This window comes from Thermoproteus uzoniensis 768-20, from assembly GCF_000193375.1.
GTDB classification, from domain to species: Archaea; Thermoproteota; Thermoprotei; order Thermoproteales; family Thermoproteaceae; genus Thermoproteus; species Thermoproteus uzoniensis_A.
The window spans coordinates 1,025,286-1,042,794 of the sequence record NC_015315.1 but is presented as its reverse complement, the minus strand read 5'-3'; the positions used below and the strand labels follow the sequence as shown (position 1 = coordinate 1,042,794).

Here is a 17,509-nt window from a genome sequence, read left to right as displayed (position 1 = left end):
TTCTCTCTCTTAGGTCATCTGCTGGAGGCTGGGCACGCCTATCAGCCGCACCTCTATTAGATTCCCCAACGCCTGGAGAACAGAAAGGTGTATTAGGCCGCAAGCTTTATTGAGAGGGTCTCGTCCTTCCGTGCTAGACCTATTGAGGTCGGAAAGAGTGAGGGGCGCCTCCTGGTATCTGAGAGAGGCCTTGAGGATCTTGGCCGAGGCCGAGTCGCCGGAGAAAGCCGTCGAGGAGCTGAGGCGGGTGAGGCCGGGCATGGCGCCTCTGGACCTAATCGCCTTAGTCGTTGAGACGGCCAGAAGGCGCGGCGTTGAGCTGAGGCGAGCCGTCGAGGGGCTCCTCGGCTACGCCGAGCGGGCCCAAGAGGCTCTGAGGTCGACCGCGGCAGGCCTCGGCCTTAAGTGCCCCGCCGACTTCGTCACGATAAGCTTCTCGAGGGCCGTAGCCGACTTCGTCGCGGTCAGGAGGGGCTGCATCCGGCGGCTCTACCTGCTGGAGTCGAGGCCCGGCGAGGAGGCCGCGGCGGCCGTCGAGGAGTACGGCAGGCACGTAGACGTGGTACCGATACCCGACTCCGCCATGGGGTCTGTCCGTTTCGACTACGCTGTCTTCGGCCTCGACGGGCTGTACGCGGACGGCTACGCCTTCAACAAGGTGGGTACCCTCCCGTTGCTGGCCACGGCGAGGGCGGTCGGGGCCGCGTCCATTGCCGTGTTCGAGAGCTACAAGGCGGCGCCGTTGCCCAGCCCCGAGCCCTACAGAGTAGTTGCGGAGGTCCTCGGCAGGAGGGCCGAGATCCCCCTGTTCGACAAGTTCAAGTCGTCGTTAATAGACGTGGCGGCGACCGACCTAGGCGTCTTCGAGAGGCCGGGCGGCGAGCTCGCCGAGAGGGCCTGGGCCGTTATCGAGAAGGCGCTGGGGCTCGGCTAGGCGCTCCGCCGCTTCCTCCCACAACTCTCCCCCTATCTATATAAACCGTCGCGTCGGCCCACTTCACGTAGCTCTCGTTGGACTCGGCGAGAAGCGTCGAGGCCCCCGTGGTCCTCACGTACTCCCGGATTATCAGAGCCACGTCGTCTCTCATCTTCGGCGAAAGCCCCTCGAAGATCTCGTCGAGGAGCACCACCTTAGTCCCGACGATTAGGGCTCTGGCCAAGGCGACCAGCTTCTGCTGTCCGCCCGATAGGGAAGCGGCGTTGCGGTCCATGAGGCCTCTCAACACGGGCATGAGCGAGAGCACGAGCTCGAGCCTCTCGGCGCTCAGCCCTAGGGAGGTCACCGGCAACGTGAGGTTCTCGCGCACGGTGAGACGCGGAAACAGCCTTCTGTCCTCCGGCGAGTACCCCACGCCCGCCTTGGCCCTCTCGTGGGGCTTGAGTCCGTCCAAGCTAACTCCGTCGAGCTCCACGCGCCCTCTGTACTCCACGAGCCCCATCAACGCCTTGATCGTGGTGGTCTTGCCGGCCCCGTTGGGCCCCACCAAGGCGACGGAGCCGCCCCTAGGGATCTCGAAGGACACCCCTCTCAAGATCTCAGAGCCGCGTATAGACACCCTGATATCTGCGGCCCTCATCATAGCGAGACGGCCCTCACCTCTTCGGGCTTCACGGTCGCGACCACTCTGCCCTGCGCCATGACCACCACCCTAGTCGCGTAGGCCTCCACGATCTCTATATCGTGCTCCACGAACACCACGGTTGTCCTCGACTTAATTATATCGACGAGTCTCTCCATGAGCCTATGTTTATCCTCCGCCGCGACGGAGCTCGTGGGCTCGTCCAAGAGCAGAAGCTTAGGCCTTGCGGCCATGGCGAGGGCTATATCCAGAAGCTTCTTGTCGCCCTCGGACAGCTCCTCCACCCTTAAATGCCTCTTGTCCCACAAGCCGAACTCCTCCAAGACCTCTCTAGCCCCATCGCGCAGGCCTGCCGCGGACGACGCTATTAGGGCGTTCTCGTAGACCGTCAAGCCCCAGAACAGGCTGGGCAGTTGGAAAGATCTGGCTATACCAAGCTTGACTCTCTTCTCGGGCGGCAGGCGGGTTATATCTCGGCCCTCCAGCCTTATGGCGCCCCCGTCGAGCTTCACGAAGCCTGTGATCGCGTTTATCAAGGTGGTCTTCCCCGAGCCGTTGGGGCCCACCACCGCCACACGCTCGCCGCTCGCCACCTCTATATCCACGCCGTCGAGCGCCTTGACTCCGCCGAAGGACTTCCTCAAGCCGCTAGCCTGGAGTAGCGCCGGCGCCATACCGCCAACGCAGATAGTAGGGCGAGGCCTATGACGAGCTCGGGGGACGTGAACTGGTAGGACCACAGCCTTACTATTTGGTAAAACGCCGATCCGATAAGGAAGCCGTACCTCCTCGACGCGAGCAGGCCGATTAAGGCCGCCACTACCATCTCGCCCGAGGCGGTCCAGTAGGAGTAGTCCGGAGTGACTATGTTGGTCAAGTAGGCCATCAACGCCCCGCCCACGGCCGCGACAGCGCCAGCGGCCGCGGTGGCCGCGGTTATATGGAGCCTCGGGCTCGCTCCGAGGGACCTCACTCTGAGCTCGTTGAGGCGTATCCCTTCGGCTACTCTGCCCATGTCCGAGCTCTGGAAGCGGTACATAGCCGCGAGGAGGGCGCCCGCTACAGTTGCGGCTACCCAGTATAGGGCATCTCCGTTGAACGTGTAGGAGAGCTCCTGCGGGCGCGGCACGTAGAGCCCGTTGCTGCCTCCCGTCACGTCGTAGAACTTGACCAAGACGCCGTATATCACCATGGAGAGCGAGAGGTTTGCCAAGGAGTAGTATATTCCCCTCAACGATCCGAGGGCGTATCCCACGACGAGACCCCACGCGGCGCCGGCGAGGGCCGAGGCCGATATCCCCAAGGCGAAATCTGTGACTCCCCAGTACTTGTACAGGAGGGCGACGGCGTAGGCGCCCAGCGCGTAGTACATGGCTATGCCGAAGTTGACCAGCCCGTACTCCAGAAGCACGGCCGTAGCCCACGCCGCCGCGCTCCAAATTAATACATACGATAATTCATATTTAATAAATGAATTACTTAGTAGAAAACCTATTATTACAGCAAATGTATATATAATGATAATTTTATATAGATCTGACATGTCTTGCGAACAAGCCCTGGGGCCTTATCGCGAGCACGGCCAACACGACTATGTACAACACGACGAGCTCGAGGCGCGGATATACGTAGACCACGACAGTCCTAACGGCGCTGACTATGGCCGAAGCCGCGGCGACGCCCCATATATTTTCGAGACCCCCTATCACTATGACGGCGAAGGCGTAGGGGAGGACCTCGGCGGCAAGCCCCAGCCCGTAGGATCTCCACATCGAGGCCAGGGCGCCGCCCAGAACGGCGAAGAGGACGCCTATCAGCACCAGGAGGATCTCGGCGCGTCTCGTGTTTACGCCGAGCGATTCCGCCATCTCCCTATCGTCTATGACCGCACGCGCGTAGGCGCCGAAATTCGTCCTGTACAGCACGTAGGCGAATCCGCCGAGCGCGGCCGCGGCGGCCGCCGCGCCTATTAGATAGGCCGTCGGCAACTGGGCTCCGGCGATCTCCAACATGCCGAGTCCGGCCGCCTGGGTCGCCGACGTGTAGAGGCCGACCCCGAAGACGTATTCGAACACCCCCTCCATGATTAGGAGCAGGGCGTAGGTCGCGACGATCTGCTCCAGCTCGCTCCTGGCGAAGGCCTTGATGTAGAGGTAGAACAACGCGCTGAGGGGGAGCGCGGCGAGCGCGGCCAGCGGAATGCCGACTAGGCCCAGATCGGAGGCGAGGTAGGAGGCGAGGTAGCCGCCCAAGACGAAGAATGAGCCGTGGGCCAAGTTGAGGATTTTCGACGAGCCGTAGACTATGGCGAGCCCCATAGATAGGAGGACCAGGTCTATCCAGAAGATCAATACGGGCAGTATTAGGGCTATCACGCTATCCCCTTAAGCCAATCTGCGCTCGTGACGCCCGGCGGCGGGTTCGTCTCCTCGGGCACGTAGTATCTCAAGTTAGCCAGCTTGCCGCCCTTGGACTGTCCCACCACGGCGCCGCACATGGCGTTGTGGGTCGGCGTCATCACGACGTATCCTCCCGGCGTCGGGTAGGCGAGGTTTTCCAAGACCTTCACCACGGCGTTTAGGTCCGGCCACCCCACGTTCTCCACAGCCGCCGCCACCTCGTAGGCGTACTTGACGGCGAGCACGGCGTTGGCCATGTGGTATGCGGGGTATGTGGGCACTTCGCCGAAAGACGCCTGATATTTCTGTATAAAGTCTTTGTTTATCCAATAGAACCTCGGGTTGGGGAAGGCGTGGTAGTTGGGGCCCTCCACGAGCTGGCCGTCGGGCATGCCGTAGCCCAAGCCGAACTCGCCTCTGGCGAAGGCCACCTTCACCGAGTTGAAGAGGCCCATGGCGGACCCCTGCTTTATCAAGTTGACCAGATCGGGCCCCCAGAACGACGTGTGGAGCAGATCTGGCTTGAGGCTCATTATCTTGGATATCTGGGCCGAGTAGTCGCTGGTGAAGAGAGGCGTGAAGAACTCGCCGACTATCTGGACGTCGGGCTTGAGGTCGAGGAGAGCCGCCTTGAAGTCGTTCCACTCGTCGTGGCCGTAGGCGTAGTCCTGGTTCAATCCAGCCACGGTCTTTATATCTGGCATGGTCTCCACCACGTATCTCGCCAGCGCGACGCCGTCCGTCACGGTGGTCCCCGCCGGCCTGAACACAACCCGCTTCATCATTTTGTTGTCGACTAGCTGGACGGTCGCGCAGTCGAAGAAGACGGTCAGCACTCTCCCGAGCTCCTCGGCGACGGGGGCGACGGCGAGGCAGTCGGCGCTCGAGATAAGCCCTATGTAGGCGTCGACGCCCTCTTGCTCCACCAGCTGTCTGTACAAGGTGACCATCTTGTCTGGCCCCCCGCTTTCATCCCGTATGTCAAGCTCTACGCGGGCGCCCAGTATGCCGCCGCTGGCGTTTATCTGCTCCACCAGCATCTTGGCCGCGTTTATGGCGGGTATGCCGAAGATGGAGGCGGGCCCTGTCTCGAAGCTGACTACGGCGAGCTTAAAGGTGGATTTCTTCGTCGGCGCGGTCGTGGAGGATGTCGACGATGTGGACGAGGTCGTCGATAGGGCGAGGGTTGTCGACGGCGTTGCGCCTTGAACTGTAGTCCCTCTAAACAGCGATGCCAGCCCATACCCCACACCGAGCCCGACTACGAGAGATGCTCCTATCTTTAAGAAATCCCTTCTTGTCGCCATGTGGCGAGAACCTCGTTTATATTTAAAGATTTTTATGTAATTATATAGAAATTAAAATAATTTTAAATATGTATAATGATATATATTTAGTGAGGATAGTCGCCTACGGCCGACGGCGGGGGAAGGGCAACGCGCCCGCCTGGCCCTCTGCATCAATATATAATAATGTAGGCTATATACGGCTATATGTTTCGGGGGAGGGACGTCCTCACGTTGATGGAGTTCAGGCCGGACGAGGTCGTCGCGTTGCTGGAGATGGCCAAGGGGTTCAAGGCCAGATACCACGCGGGGGAGGTATACACGCCGATACACCTCGGCAAGACGGCCGTCCTGATATTCGAGAAGCCGTCTACGAGGACGAGGGTCTCCACGTCGGCCGCGGCGTACCAGCTCGGCATGAACGTCATAGTCGCGAACCCACAGGAGCTCCAGCTGGGCAGAGGGGAGACCGTGCCCGACACGGCGAGGACCCTATCGCGGTACGCCCACGTGATAGCCGCCAGAGTGTTCAAGCACGAGACGTTGGAGGAGCTGGCCCAGTACGCGGACGTCCCCGTGCTGAACCTCTTGTCGGACAAGTTCCACCCGCTCCAGTCTCTCGCCGACGCGTTGACCCTCTGGGAGAAGAAGGGGCGCCTCAACGGCCTGAAGGTGGCGTTTGTGGGCGACGTGGGGAACAACGTGGCGGCGAGCCTGGCGGTGATAGGCTCCAAGCTGGGCTGGGAGGTGAGGCTGGTGGGCCCAAGACAGCTGTGGCGCAACGACTTGTCGAGGCTGGCCGAGGACGCCGGGCTGACCGGCGCGCGGGTGTACCAGACCGACTCGCTGGAGGAGCTCAAGGGCGTCGACGCGGTGTATACCGACGTCTGGGTCTCCATGGGCTTCGAGAAGGAGGCCGAGGAGAGGGAGAGGCTTCTGAGGCCCTACCAGGTGAACGCGTCCGTCATGGAGCTGGCAGGCCCGCAGGCGCTCTTCATGCACTGCCTGCCCGCGCATAGGGGCATGGAGGTCACAGACGACGTCATAGACGGCCCCAGATCCGTGGTGTGGGACCAGGCGGAGAACAGACTACACACGGCGAAGGCCGTCCTAGCCGCCGTGACGCCCTAGAGGGTTGGGGAAAAAGGACTCTTAGAACGTGACGTAGCTAATCTTCTCGGAGACCTCTCTGCTTATCTTGTCGAGCGCCGCCCAGTCCGCCTCCGACAGAGACCAGCCGACGGCCCCCGCGTTCTCGGCGACTTGCTCCGGTGTCTTGGCGCCCGGTATCGGGTAGATTATGGGGTCCCTTATCATCCAGTTGAGCGCGATCTGCGCGGGGGTCTTGCCGTATTTGGCCGCGAGCCTCTTCACCTCGGCTATGAGGGGCTCCGCCGTCCTCAAGTTGTCGGGCTGGAATAGCGGGTCGTTCCTCCTCACGTCGTTGAAGGCAGGCAGATTGTCGGCCGTGTATTTGCCGGTGACGGCGCCCTTGGCGAGCGGGGACCAGGCTATGAGCGCTATCCCGTTCCTCCTGAGATAGGGCAGGAGCTCCTTGTCGGCGTCTCTCTCCAGCAGATTGTAGCGGTTTTGGCTCGTCGCTATGTCGGTCTTGGAGAGGCACCACCTGCCGGCCTCCAGCAGCTGGGGCGGGTAGTTGCTGACCCCTATATACCTCACGAGGCCTCTGTCGACGAGCTCCTCGAGGGCCTTCATGGTCTCGCATATGGGCACGTTGTGCCAACAAGAGGGCCAGTGGAGCTGGATGAGGTCTATCGCGTCTACGCCGAGCCTCCTCCTCTGGTTCTCCACAGACTTGAACACGTCGCCTCTTCTGTGCCAGTCGCCCGGTATCTTCGTGGCGATGTAGACTCTGTCCCTCAGCCCCAGCTCTCTGACCGCCCTCCCCAAGAACTCCTCGGACCTCCCCCTGCCGTAGACCGCCGCCGTGTCGAAGAAGTTTATGCCGAGCTCGTAGGCCCTCGCCACTATGGACTTGGCCCTCTCGTAGTCCATAGGCCCCCAGGCGTATTCGTCGAACTGCCACACGCCTAGGCCTATCCTAGAAACCTTCATGTCGGTTTTACCCAACTTTATGTAGTCCATGGCCCGTATCAGCCATCTATTAATTTCTTCTCAGTAGGTGCAACATGGCGCGGGCGTTCTCCAACATCCAGTGGTCGTTGTTGAAGAAGACGTAGACCTTCTCGGGCCTCAGCGAGAGGATTCTCCCCGCCACCTCCTCGAGCTCCTCGGCGGCGTACTCGTGGGCGTACCACGCAGATCTGCCGTGCATGCGGAGGTACACCACGCCGTTGATCTCCACTATCCAGGTGGCGCCCGGCTCGTCGACCGACACCGCGGTTATACCTAGCTCCTCGCATAAGGCGGCTGTGTCCTCGGAGAACCAGCTCCCGTGCCTGAACTCCACGGCGAGCCTCCGGCCGAGCCCCGACGCCTCTGCGAATTTCTTGAGCCTCTCCACGTTCTCCCGCCTCTTGTCGAAGCCGGGCGGGAGCTGGGCCAAGTAGAAGTCTATGTAGGGGTCGAGCGGCGCGAAGAGCTCCTTGAACTTCCCGAACGCGCCGAGGGAGTCCTCCTTCAGCCTCTTCACGTGGGTTACGTACCGGTGTATCTTCACGGCCCACCGCAGGCCTCCGCCCTTCCTGGCCCAGGACTCCACCTGCCTCCTGGAGGGAAACCGGTAGAAGGAGGCGTTGAGCTCCACGGCGTTGAGGCCCGAGCTAGACACGTACCAGTCCAGCGAGTCGGGGTTCCAGCCGTACATCCAGCCGCTCGTCCCAACGAACACCTCCACGCGGATCCACGCGCCGAGCTATTTGAGGCTTCCGGCGCCGGGGCGGCAATTCTTTTTATTGCCGGGCGTGATCTCTCCGTGGCGCACGAAATCTGGGCGAGGAAGGCGGCGAGGCATAGGGAGTACGCCAGGGAGGATCTGGCCAAGGGCCGGTACGACTCGGCCGCCTTCCTCGCCCAGCAAGCCGCCGAGCTCCTCCTAAAGGGGGTGCTGATAAGGCTGACGGGCTCCCGGCCCTTGACGTATTCGGTGTCCGAGCTGTTGTCCTATCTGGCGAAGGTGCTCGACAAGCCGGTCCCGGAGGACGCGGTGAGGTGCGCCGGGTCGTTGGAGTCCCACTACGTGCAGGCCCGGTATCCCGACGTCCGGCTCAACGAGTACATGAGGTGGGAGGCGGAGGAGGCGGTGAGGTGTATGGAATCTGTGTAGGGCTATGTTCGAGAGGTGGCTGGAGGCTCTGCGTGAGGTGTCGAGGGAGAGGGAGGAGGCCGCCCAGCACCTCGTGGAGGAGCTCTGCAGAAAGGCCGTGGCCGTCGCGCTCTTCGGCTCGCGCGCCAGGGGGGATCACACGCCGCTCAGCGATTGGGACTTTCTGGCCGTCGTCGAGAGCGGCGAGTACCGGGTGGAGCAGAGCGGGGTCGGCCAAATCGTCTGGCTCCCTCTAGACAAGCTCGAGGACGTGTTGGGCTGGTCCATGGTGATCCTCGACGCGGTGGCCGATGGGAAGCTCCTGTGCGGCGACGCGGCGAGGTTTGAGGAGCTGAGAGCCGCGGTCCTCGACTACGCGAGGAGGCGGGGGCTCGTGAGGAGGGCCGGAGGGTGGTTCCGCGAGCCGCAGAGACGCGCCGAGAGCTGATCTGCGGAAAGGTTATATGTTCGACTATCGGTGGAGGTATGGCCGGTAGATGGGTCGCGGCGGCGCTTGCGGCGCTGGCGGCGGCCATCGTGCTCTACGTCGCTTTGTCCAGCTCCGGCAGGGGGCCCAGCTACATACGCGCGGCCAGCCGGCTCGTCGAGAACGGCTCGGCCACCCTCGTATACAACGCTACGTTTGTGTTGAATCAATCGGGGATCCCGTTGGAGCTCCAGCGATATGTGGTGGAGTACAGCTTCAACGCGTCGGCGCGTGAGCTATTCACATCCTCTAGGCCGATCTCGCAACGAGGCCCCATCCCCTCTATCAATATGTCTATCTGGATAAACGGATCGAGGCTCTGTACGGCGGTCGTGATAGAGCGAAACGGCCGCCTGGCGCGTGGCGCGAACTGCAACTGGCCTGGATCGCCCGAGTTTTTCTACCTATACGTCCCGCTGGGCTCTCTGGCCATAGGGAATAGTACGTACGTCCACGACAATTACTACGTCGTCGAGACAGTCCACATATCGTATATAGGCCAGCGCCAAGTTCTGGGCCAGGTAGCCCAGTGCTATAGCATCGACGTGGAGAGGGCCGTTAAATCGCCGCCCGGCTCGACTAGGACGAACACGACCGAGACCGTCTGTCTATCTCCCCAAGGCGTGCCGCTCGTCGCGGAACAGACGACTCGCCAGGTCCTCGAGATAGCGCCCGGCCGCTACGTAAGAGAGAGCATCCTGTCGAACTTGACGCTCGTGGGCTACAAGCTGGGCTACTTCGACCGGGAGGCCTTTCTGAGAAATATCCAGGAGGCGCTGGGCGGCTAAATCCTTAGGAGGAATAGGGCGATGTAGGCGGCGGCCGCCGCGGCGGCGAGGCCGAGGGAAGAGGCCTTTAGGTAGTCCTTGAGCGGCATGTCGGACTGCCTGTAGGCGAGGTAGACGGCGGGGTGCGCGAAGGGCAGAAAGAGCGGCATGATTGAGGCGATGAGGGCTAGGAGGGCGCTCTTCTCGGCTATCAGCGGCCCCAGCAACGTGGCGGCGGGCACCGCGCCTACGGTGTTGGACAGCGCGAGGCCGACGGCGAAGAGGGCCGCCGGGCTCGACAGATAGGGCGTCAGAGGGCTCAGAAGGCCCAGCTCAGCCGCCGCCCGGCCTATGGCTATGAAGGAGCCCACGTAGATCAAGGCGTCCCACGAGACGGCCTGGTACAGCCTCTCCACCGGCCTCCCGCCGCCGAGAAGCGCGACGAGGGCCCCCACTATGAAGGCCAAGGCGGTGGGGAGGAACTCGCTCAGCGCCACGGCCGCCGCCAGGCCGGCCACGCCGGAGGCCGCCAGGCGCGGGCTGAAGAGCTTGACCTGCTCCTTGGATCTCGCCAGCCCGTACGCCGAGGCGAGCCTGCCGATGGCCTTCTCGTCCCCAGCCACCAATATCTCGTCGCCAGGCCTGAACTCGTAGGTCTCGAGGCTGTACACCCGGCCGCTGGGGACAAGCCCGATGACCGACACCGGGAAGAGCTCGTGGACGGGCTCTGAGTAGAGGCTGCGCCCCACCAGCCGCGACCGGGGAGTCACTATCAACAGCTCCACGTAGTCGCTCTTCCTCTCGCCGAGCGGCTCCACCGAGAGGTCCTTGGACGACAGGAGGGAGGGGAGCTCGTCTATGGGACCCCTTATCAGCACCGAGCTGAACTTAGAGAGCGTCCGGGCCCTCGCCAGGATCTGCACGCCGAACTTCCGCTCCACCTCGCCCTTGTCGGCGCCGTCGAGGGACTCGCCCACGGTAGCTCTCATGACCAACATCTTCCTGGGCGCGGCGATCCCCCTGGCGAATCTCTGTATCAGCAGAGCCGCGGCGACGAGGAGAGGCGCCGTGATGAGGTATGAGACGAGGAGCTCGGGCGTGAAGGCGAATATGCTCAGCCTCTCCCCCGTGTTCGCCGCGTAGTCGCCCAAGAGGACTATGTTGGCGGACGTCCCCACCATGGTGATTCTGCCGCCCAGCACCACGGCGAACGACAGCGGTATGACGTAGGCGGCGGGCGGGGCCTTGAGCTTCCTGGCCGCGTTGGACAGCATAGCCGACATGGCGAGCATTACCGCTATGTCCGACACGAATGCCGACATGAGCCCGGCGGCGAGGTAGATTAGGAGGGCCACCAAGGGCAGGCTCCTCACCCTCGACAGTATGGCGCTCCCCACGAGCTCCATAGCCCCGGACTCCGATATGACGTAGCCTATGGCCATGGCACCGAAGAGGGTGACCACGGCCGGGCTCACGAGAAAAGAGAGGGCCTCCTCCAGCCTATAGACGCCGAGGCCGACCAGCGCGAGGAGCCCCAGGAAGGCCGGCACGTCGGGCCTATAGCGGATAGACGCGGCGACGACGGCGACCACGACGCCGGCCACAAGAAACGGAAGGAGGTCCATATAGGCGAGCAGACGCCTGCTAATAAAAACCGCGCGGTAAACTTTAAATGTGCCCCAGTTTCAATGGGTCAGGGGCCGTAGCTTAGCTAGGTAGAGCGCCCTGGGACTCAGTCCCGGCCAGTCCCGCGTAGGGCTCATAAAGGGCGCCCGGCCCGAGTAGCCGGGAGGCCCCGGGTTCAAATCCCGGCGGCCCCACTATACTTATTATAGATTGTTTCGCCGCCATAGACCACACACGGCTTCGCCCCGCTACTGCCGATCGCCATATCCAGAGGCGACTAGGGTAAACAAGCCGCGATCCAGGGTCTCGTCATCAGTTGTGCTCCGCGATCGCGCATTGCGGCGATACGGCTTGCCTAGAATCCCCTCCCGACCATCACCGCCAGCGTAGGCGGGCTGGCGGCGGCTAAGCTTTTAACGGGTGCCCATGTCGACTAGTGTCGCCCGAGCTGTTGACGAGGCTGGCCTACGTCTTCGGCGTCGGCGCGGCTCTGCTGGCCCTCTACCTCCTCCTCAACCCCTACACAGTCACGACGTACTACTCGGGGCCCGTAAGACCCCTCAACGTGACGCCCGACGGCGGCTTGGTCCTGCTCTTCATAAACAACACGGGCGGCGGGACGGCTTACGTGCCGGTCTCGGTGGGGGAGGAAGTCTACGGCGTGGTTTTCATAAACAACGCCACGTTGGCGGCGCCGCCGGGGCAGTCCGTCTATAACTTCTCCTTCGTCAAATATATATACATAAACGATTCTTCTCAAAATATCTTTATAACAATAAAAAGTGTAAAAACAACAATTATAAATAAAATATTAACAGTAATAATGGTTATACTCTTTATACTTATGTTCGCATTCTTGGTTGTGGGGTATTTATATCAAATAACCTATAAAACTAAAGGGGCGGCGAAACTTGAAAGAGCAATAGTTAAATACTAGTCGTGGGAAAGAAATGACATGGCGTCCCGGAAAGTGATAGTACTGGCGGCCCTCGCGGCCGCCGTACTAGTGCTGTCGGCGTATCTCTCGACTGCCCAGACGACGTCCAGCTCGTCGATGCCCCAGACAATAACAGTGACGGAGGTGCCTAAGGACCAGGTAGCGCTCTATTTCCAGAGTGGGAAGATAGACATGTATCTCAACCCGTGGGCTCTGCCCACAAACGTGCTGGCGCAGTTACAGCAGAACCCCAACGTCACGTTCGTGAGCCCCGGCATGATATCTGCGTACGACCTTCTGTTCAACCCCTACCCCAGCAACACGACGTTCAACCCCTTCGCCTATAGGCAGTTCCGCTTCTTGATGAACTACCTAGTCCACAGAAGCGCCATAGTGCAGCAAGTGTTCCACGGCTTGGCCACGCCCATGGTGGCTTGGCCCGGCCCGTTTGCGCTCAACAGCTACCTACTGATAGTCCCGTTCGTGTCGCAGTACAATATCCACTACGACCCGACCTACGTCAACGCCTCTATATGGGCCCTCTTCAGACAGATAAACCAGACCGACCCCGTCTGGCACGGCAGAATACTCTGGATTAACGGCAAGTGGTACTATATCCCGCCCAACTCCACCACGCCGCAACCCGTCACCATAATATTCTTCATAAGGAACGACGACCCCTACCGCTACCAGATGGGCTTGATGTTCTCCGAGGCTCTCCAGTCGCTCGGCTTCACCATAAAGCCCATATACGGCACGTTGACTGATGCGCTGAGCACGGTCTACAGCTCCAACCCCGCCTCCATGGAGTGGCAGATATACACTGAGGCTTGGTCCATAACTCCTATGCCGTGGGACACCGGCGCCGGCGCCAGCTTCTGCGCCTCGTGGTCGGGCAACATGCCGGGCTGGGGCACCAGCGGCTACTGGCAGTACAGCAACGCTACTATAGACAAAATAACCCAGTGGGTCTCTACAGGCAACTTCACCAGCCTCGACCAGTTCAAGCAATTGTCCAAGATAGCGCTTTCGGACTGTTTCGCCGAGGCGGTGAGGGTGTGGCAAGTGGCTAGAGCCGCCGCCTACCCGGTAGCCAGCAACTTACGGAACTTCATGCCGTCTGTGTTGGGCCTCGAGACGCCCTATGGCGTGAAGTTCGCCTACGTGCCTGGCAAGACCACCCTCACAGTCGGCATGCTCCACGTCAAGCAGTATCCGTGGAACCCGATACAGTGGATAGTGGGCGTAGACGCCTATACGGCCGACGTGGTGCAGGGCTGGCTGTTCGACCCGTTTGCCTACTACGACCCGTTCTCGGGCGAGCCGATGCCCTTCAGAGGCGCTTGGTCAGTCCAGCTTAGCCCCAACAGCTCGGCCATATACCCCGTGCCGCCCAACGCGGTAGTCTGGAACGCGACTTTGGGCAAGTGGGTCACGGTAGGCCCCGGCAAGATGGCCAGGGCCGTTATTAGGTATTACTACAACGGCACTTGGCTCGGCACCAACTGGCAGGACGGCCAGCCCATAACCATGGCCGACGTCCTCATGTACTGGTACTGGTATCTCGACCTAGCGCAGGGAGCGCCCGACCTGGGCGCCAACGCTGCCCAGATCAGCGATCTCCAAGGCGCGTTGCAGCCCAGCGCCAGCACTGTAGTAGGGTTGCAGTTCTTCCCCAACGGGACCGTGGTGGTGTACTCGAACTACTGGTTCCCAGACCCCAACATAGTGGGCTCGTACTACGCGCCCGGCTATATCTGGTCTATCCCGTGGGAGCTCTACGCGGCTATGTTCCAGGCCATGAAGGACGGCAAGCTGGCGCTGACAAGTAGCGAGGCCCAGTCGATGAAGATACCTACTGCCGACCTCACTGCCAGCGACAGCGCGAAGATATTGGCTGGATACCTACAGCAGTGGAGCCAGACCGGATTCATCTGGGATAACGGCTCTTGGGCTTGCGTGCCCGGCTTGGGCTGTGTGTTGAACAGTACGGAGGCCGTACAGGACTACCAGGACGCCCTCAGCTTCTACAACCAGTACGGCCACCTCTTCATAAGCAACGGCCCCTACATACTCAAGTCCCTCGTCTCGGTGACGCCGCAGTCGGCGGTGCTCGTGCTGTGGAGCGGATACCCGTTCAGCTACAGCTACTGGTACAGTGAGCTGTACGGCACACTGCCGTCAGTCCCGTCCAACCCGCTGGCCTCCGTCGTCAGCGTGACGCCCACGACGCTGGTTGCTGGGCAATCTAACACAATAACTGTGACTGTGCAGGGTGTTGGATTGCCTAGGGCGTATGTGTACGTCACCAACCCGCAGGGACAGGTAGTCTACAGCGGCACCGTGACGTCCTCGACTCCCGGCCAGCTGACGCTCACTCTGCCGGCAAGCGCTTTGACCGTGCCGGGCGTCTACACGCTTAACATGATGATCTATACGGACAAGGTGACGGTGCCCACCACGTACTCGGCCACGCTGGCCGTCGTGACCGCCGTAACGGTCACCACGTCCTCTGTCGCCACGGTCACCACGTCGTCGGTGGCCACCACGACGGTGGCTACGACGCCGGGTTGGGTCTGGGCTCTCGTCGCGGTAGTGGTCATACTCATAATCGCGGTCGCGGTCCTGGCTATTAGAAGGCGCTGAGACGATAAAATAAAAACCCCCTCTTTTCTATATATTCTTTATGGGTCTATTGAGGACTCTGGCTATCAGGGCAGTTAACCTAGTTATATTGATGTTTGTACTCCTTTTCATAGTATCTTATGCATTAGCAGGTCCTGCCTCTAAATTGTTAGAGACCCAGATAAATCTAGAGGCGAGGGCTTTGGTCTCGCAACTCCTTAAATCGGGACATGTCAGCTCTCAACAAGCCCAGCAAGTCTACAACTCCATAGTGCAACAGCTGTACAACGCGTATGGTCTGAACAAGCCGGTCTACATACGCGTGTTCTACATAATATACAATATGTTGACGTTTAACTGGGGCTATTCGGAATACCCGAGCGAGTACGGTGTGTCGTCTGGCAGAGTCTCCGACATAATCGCCTCAGCCCTCCCCGGCACCATCCTCCTGGACACCTTCGGCATCCTCCTTAGTGCATTTATAGGGATACAGATAGGCTTGAGGTCTGCGCTGAAGTACGGCAGTAGGACCGACCGCGCAGTCATGTACTACGGCGCTATATCCAACGGGCTCCCCCAGTGGTGGGTCGGCGTCATTCTGCTCTTGGTGTTCAGTTTCTATCTAAGCACCATAAAATCGCCTATATACTTCCCCGCAGGCGGCATACTGAGCCCTCAGTACTATGCCGAGTGGTTCACGTCGCCGGTCTCGGTCTTGACAAATCCCAAGGCGCTGGCCGATCTCCTATGGCACTTCGTCCTGCCGCTTGCCACGGTCCTCATAGTGAACATAGGCGGCTGGGCCTACTTCGCCAGGACCGTGACCCTCAACACCGCCCAGGAGGACTTCGTCACGTTCGCCAAGATTAAGGGGTTGCCCGACGGCAGGATAACCAGCAGGTATATACTCAGACCGGCGGCGCCCGCCATATTGACCAGCATATTGTTGACTCTGCCGTTCATAATATTCGGCGGCTTCCTCATAACAGAGGCGGTGTTCCGCTGGTGGGGCCTGGGATACGTCTACAACATAGCTATCTTCGCGCCTACGCCCGACATGCCGGTCATAGTTGCGCTGACCTACGCCTCCACGTTGCTATATATAGGCATAGTCCTCGTCCTCGAGGTGCTGTACGTAGTACTGGATCCAAGGATCAGGAGCGAGTAGCCATGGCGGCCCGCAGAGAGTTCAGAATACTCGGGATGACGCCCGGCGAGATATGGAGAGGCTTCATAGCCACCACCACCGGCAAAATCGCCGTGGCGTTCTTCGCAATAATGGTGGCCTTCTCAATATATTCGCTGGTGGCTCTGCCGCCTAACTTCGGGCAACTGTGGAACACTCCGTCGTATTGGCAAGCCAATCCGAAGTACGCCCCGCCGGTTTGGATAAACGCGTTCACCGGTAATGAGTACGCCCCACAGCTGACGATTACAAACTACAACTTCACTAGCGGATCTAGCGGGGGCGTGCGCTACGCCGTCATATCGTTCTCGGTAGACAACGTCTACAAGACGCCGTGGAAGGATCTATTCTTGTTGGTCAACACGCCGAGCGTGTACAACGGCACTTGGGTCGTCTACCTCACTGTGACGAGGCCCGATGGGAAGACCGTCCAGCTGGGTCCCGACCAAATATCGAGCAGATTCAACGCATTTGGGCTGAGCTCGCAGATAATATCGCAAGTCGACGCCTTCTTCCAGAACAACTTCGGCGTGGCCAACGCGGTTCCCCAAGGCTCCTCGGCGATACCCTATCTGTTCTACACGGTGAAAGACGGCAAGTTCGTACCTCTGAACGGTCCCTATAAGTTCACGGTAACGATATACGCCTTCGGCACGTCCGCCAACATAAGCAGGAAGGATATAGGCGTCGTATTGGAGGGCGACGCGTACGGGCTCATGGGCACCGATTTCTTGGGCCACGACCTATGGCTCGGCTTGCTGGCCGGCTTCCCCATAGATCTGGCGGTGGGCCTCCTCACGGCCGCCATAGTCGTGGTCTTGGCCATACTGATAGGCGTCGTCTCAGCGTTCTACGGCGGTTTTGCCGACGAGGTGCTTACCAGAGTGACCGACTTCTTCATATTGTTCCCGGCCTTTCCTCTGTTGATAATCTTCTCGGTGATGTTCCAGTGGTCTATATGGGACGCCATAGTCTTCCTCGCCGCGGTCTCTTGGGGAGGTTCGGCCCGCGTGATCCGCGCCATGGTCATGCAGATAAAGAATTCGCAGTTCATCGAGTCGGCTCTCGCCGCGGGCGCGGGCAAGGGCTGGATATTGAGGAACCACATACTGCCCATGGTGATGCCCTACACCCTATATCTGTTCGTCGTCAACGTCCCCGGCGGCATACTGACGCTGTCGGCCATAAACTTCTTCAACCTCGCCGGGGCCGAGTTGCCGACTTGGGGCAACATACTGGCCTACGCCAACGAGTTCGGCGCGTTGACGTCGGGCTACTGGTGGTGGGTCGTGCCGCCCGGGCTCCTCATCACCTTCGTGGCCGTGACGTTTATATTCGTGGCCATGGGCCTCGAGCCCGTGGTCAACCCGAGGCTTAGACACGCGTAGCC

Annotated in this window: 17 protein-coding genes and 1 tRNA gene; 10 read left to right on the top strand and 8 right to left on the bottom strand. The window is 60.5% G+C overall.

Going from position 1 to position 17,509, the window contains the following annotated elements:
* Positions 1 to 130 precede the first annotated feature (130 nt).
* The gene (locus TUZN_RS05800; protein WP_013680020.1) at positions 131 to 934 is read left to right on the top strand and encodes an eIF2B alpha/beta/delta subunit family protein; all 804 of its coding nucleotides are present in this window, start codon (positions 131 to 133) and stop codon (positions 932 to 934) included.
* On the opposite strand, the gene TUZN_RS05795 is transcribed toward TUZN_RS05800, so the two are convergent.
* Genes TUZN_RS05795 through TUZN_RS05775 form a run of 5 tightly spaced genes read right to left on the bottom strand, consistent with a single transcriptional unit; the run spans position 906 to position 5,286 of the window.
* The gene (locus TUZN_RS05795; RefSeq protein ID WP_013680019.1) at positions 906 to 1,580 is read right to left on the bottom strand and encodes an ABC transporter ATP-binding protein; all 675 of its coding nucleotides are present in this window, start codon (positions 1,578 to 1,580) and stop codon (positions 906 to 908) included. The genes TUZN_RS05800 and TUZN_RS05795 overlap by 29 nt on opposite strands.
* Positions 1,577 to 2,254, bottom strand: a complete 678-nt coding sequence (locus TUZN_RS05790) for an ABC transporter ATP-binding protein (protein ID WP_013680018.1) — start codon at positions 2,252 to 2,254, stop codon at positions 1,577 to 1,579. The genes TUZN_RS05795 and TUZN_RS05790 overlap by 4 nt, the downstream gene beginning before the upstream one ends.
* Entirely contained in the window at positions 2,221 to 3,123 is a 903-nt protein-coding gene (locus tag TUZN_RS05785) for a branched-chain amino acid ABC transporter permease (RefSeq protein ID WP_013680017.1), read from the bottom strand. The genes TUZN_RS05790 and TUZN_RS05785 overlap by 34 nt, the downstream gene beginning before the upstream one ends.
* Positions 3,107 to 3,955, bottom strand: a complete 849-nt coding sequence (locus TUZN_RS05780) for a branched-chain amino acid ABC transporter permease (RefSeq protein ID WP_013680016.1) — start codon at positions 3,953 to 3,955, stop codon at positions 3,107 to 3,109. Before TUZN_RS05780 ends, TUZN_RS05785 begins: the two co-directional genes overlap by 17 nt.
* The gene (locus TUZN_RS05775; protein ID WP_052886124.1) at positions 3,952 to 5,286 is read right to left on the bottom strand and encodes an ABC transporter substrate-binding protein; all 1,335 of its coding nucleotides are present in this window, start codon (positions 5,284 to 5,286) and stop codon (positions 3,952 to 3,954) included. The genes TUZN_RS05780 and TUZN_RS05775 overlap by 4 nt, the downstream gene beginning before the upstream one ends.
* Before the next feature lie 186 nt (positions 5,287 to 5,472).
* Here TUZN_RS05775 and argF point away from each other — a divergent pair, with 186 nt between their 5' ends.
* Positions 5,473 to 6,396 carry an ornithine carbamoyltransferase gene (gene argF, locus TUZN_RS05770; protein WP_013680013.1) on the top strand — a complete coding sequence of 308 codons (924 nt, stop codon included), beginning with the start codon at positions 5,473 to 5,475 and terminating at the stop codon, positions 6,394 to 6,396.
* A gap of 21 nt (positions 6,397 to 6,417) precedes the next feature.
* On the opposite strand, the gene TUZN_RS05765 is transcribed toward argF, so the two are convergent.
* Both TUZN_RS05765 and TUZN_RS05760 read right to left on the bottom strand, forming a co-directional pair.
* Complete coding sequence (locus TUZN_RS05765) at positions 6,418 to 7,371, bottom strand: aldo/keto reductase (RefSeq protein ID WP_013680012.1); 954 nt, start codon at positions 7,369 to 7,371, stop codon at positions 6,418 to 6,420.
* 19 nt (positions 7,372 to 7,390) lie between these two features.
* Entirely contained in the window at positions 7,391 to 8,083 is a 693-nt protein-coding gene (locus tag TUZN_RS05760; RefSeq protein ID WP_052886123.1) for a DUF72 domain-containing protein, read from the bottom strand.
* 78 nt (positions 8,084 to 8,161) lie between these two features.
* On the opposite strand from TUZN_RS05760, the gene TUZN_RS05755 reads away from it, so the two are divergent.
* Genes TUZN_RS05755 through TUZN_RS05745 form a run of 3 tightly spaced genes read left to right on the top strand, consistent with a single transcriptional unit; the run spans position 8,162 to position 9,766 of the window.
* Positions 8,162 to 8,512 carry a HEPN domain-containing protein gene (locus TUZN_RS05755; protein ID WP_013680010.1) on the top strand — a complete coding sequence of 117 codons (351 nt, stop codon included), beginning with the start codon at positions 8,162 to 8,164 and terminating at the stop codon, positions 8,510 to 8,512.
* 4 nt (positions 8,513 to 8,516) lie between these two features.
* Positions 8,517 to 8,939 carry a nucleotidyltransferase domain-containing protein gene (locus TUZN_RS05750; protein ID WP_013680009.1) on the top strand — a complete coding sequence of 141 codons (423 nt, stop codon included), beginning with the start codon at positions 8,517 to 8,519 and terminating at the stop codon, positions 8,937 to 8,939.
* 38 nt (positions 8,940 to 8,977) lie between these two features.
* Complete coding sequence (locus TUZN_RS05745; RefSeq protein WP_013680008.1) at positions 8,978 to 9,766, top strand: hypothetical protein; 789 nt, start codon at positions 8,978 to 8,980, stop codon at positions 9,764 to 9,766.
* Here the strand turns inward: TUZN_RS05745 and TUZN_RS05740 are convergent.
* A complete protein-coding gene (locus TUZN_RS05740) occupies positions 9,763 to 11,370 on the bottom strand; it encodes an SLC13 family permease (protein ID WP_013680007.1) in 1,608 nt (535 codons plus the stop codon). The genes TUZN_RS05745 and TUZN_RS05740 overlap by 4 nt on opposite strands.
* 71 nt (positions 11,371 to 11,441) lie before the next feature.
* Between TUZN_RS05740 and TUZN_RS05735 the strand changes: the two genes are divergently transcribed.
* The 5 genes from TUZN_RS05735 to TUZN_RS05715 all read left to right on the top strand — a co-directional run bounded on the left by TUZN_RS05735 (position 11,442) and on the right by TUZN_RS05715 (position 17,507).
* Positions 11,442 to 11,565: transfer RNA gene (locus TUZN_RS05735), tRNA-Ile, on the top strand.
* A 242-nt stretch (positions 11,566 to 11,807) separates the two neighbouring features.
* Positions 11,808 to 12,308, top strand: a complete 501-nt coding sequence (locus TUZN_RS05730; protein WP_013680006.1) for a hypothetical protein — start codon at positions 11,808 to 11,810, stop codon at positions 12,306 to 12,308.
* Positions 12,309 to 12,326: 18 nt separating this feature from the next.
* Positions 12,327 to 14,954 carry an ABC transporter substrate-binding protein gene (locus TUZN_RS05725; protein ID WP_052886122.1) on the top strand — a complete coding sequence of 876 codons (2,628 nt, stop codon included), beginning with the start codon at positions 12,327 to 12,329 and terminating at the stop codon, positions 14,952 to 14,954.
* A 91-nt stretch (positions 14,955 to 15,045) separates the two neighbouring features.
* Positions 15,046 to 16,101 (top strand): ABC transporter permease, encoded by a 1,056-nt coding sequence (locus tag TUZN_RS05720; protein WP_237698194.1) that lies wholly within the window; start codon positions 15,046 to 15,048, stop codon positions 16,099 to 16,101.
* Positions 16,102 to 16,103: 2 nt separating this feature from the next.
* Positions 16,104 to 17,507: an ABC transporter permease gene (locus tag TUZN_RS05715; RefSeq protein ID WP_013680003.1), complete on the top strand. Its 1,404-nt coding sequence runs from the start codon at positions 16,104 to 16,106 to the stop codon at positions 17,505 to 17,507.
* The last annotated feature ends 2 nt before the right edge of the window (positions 17,508 to 17,509 follow it).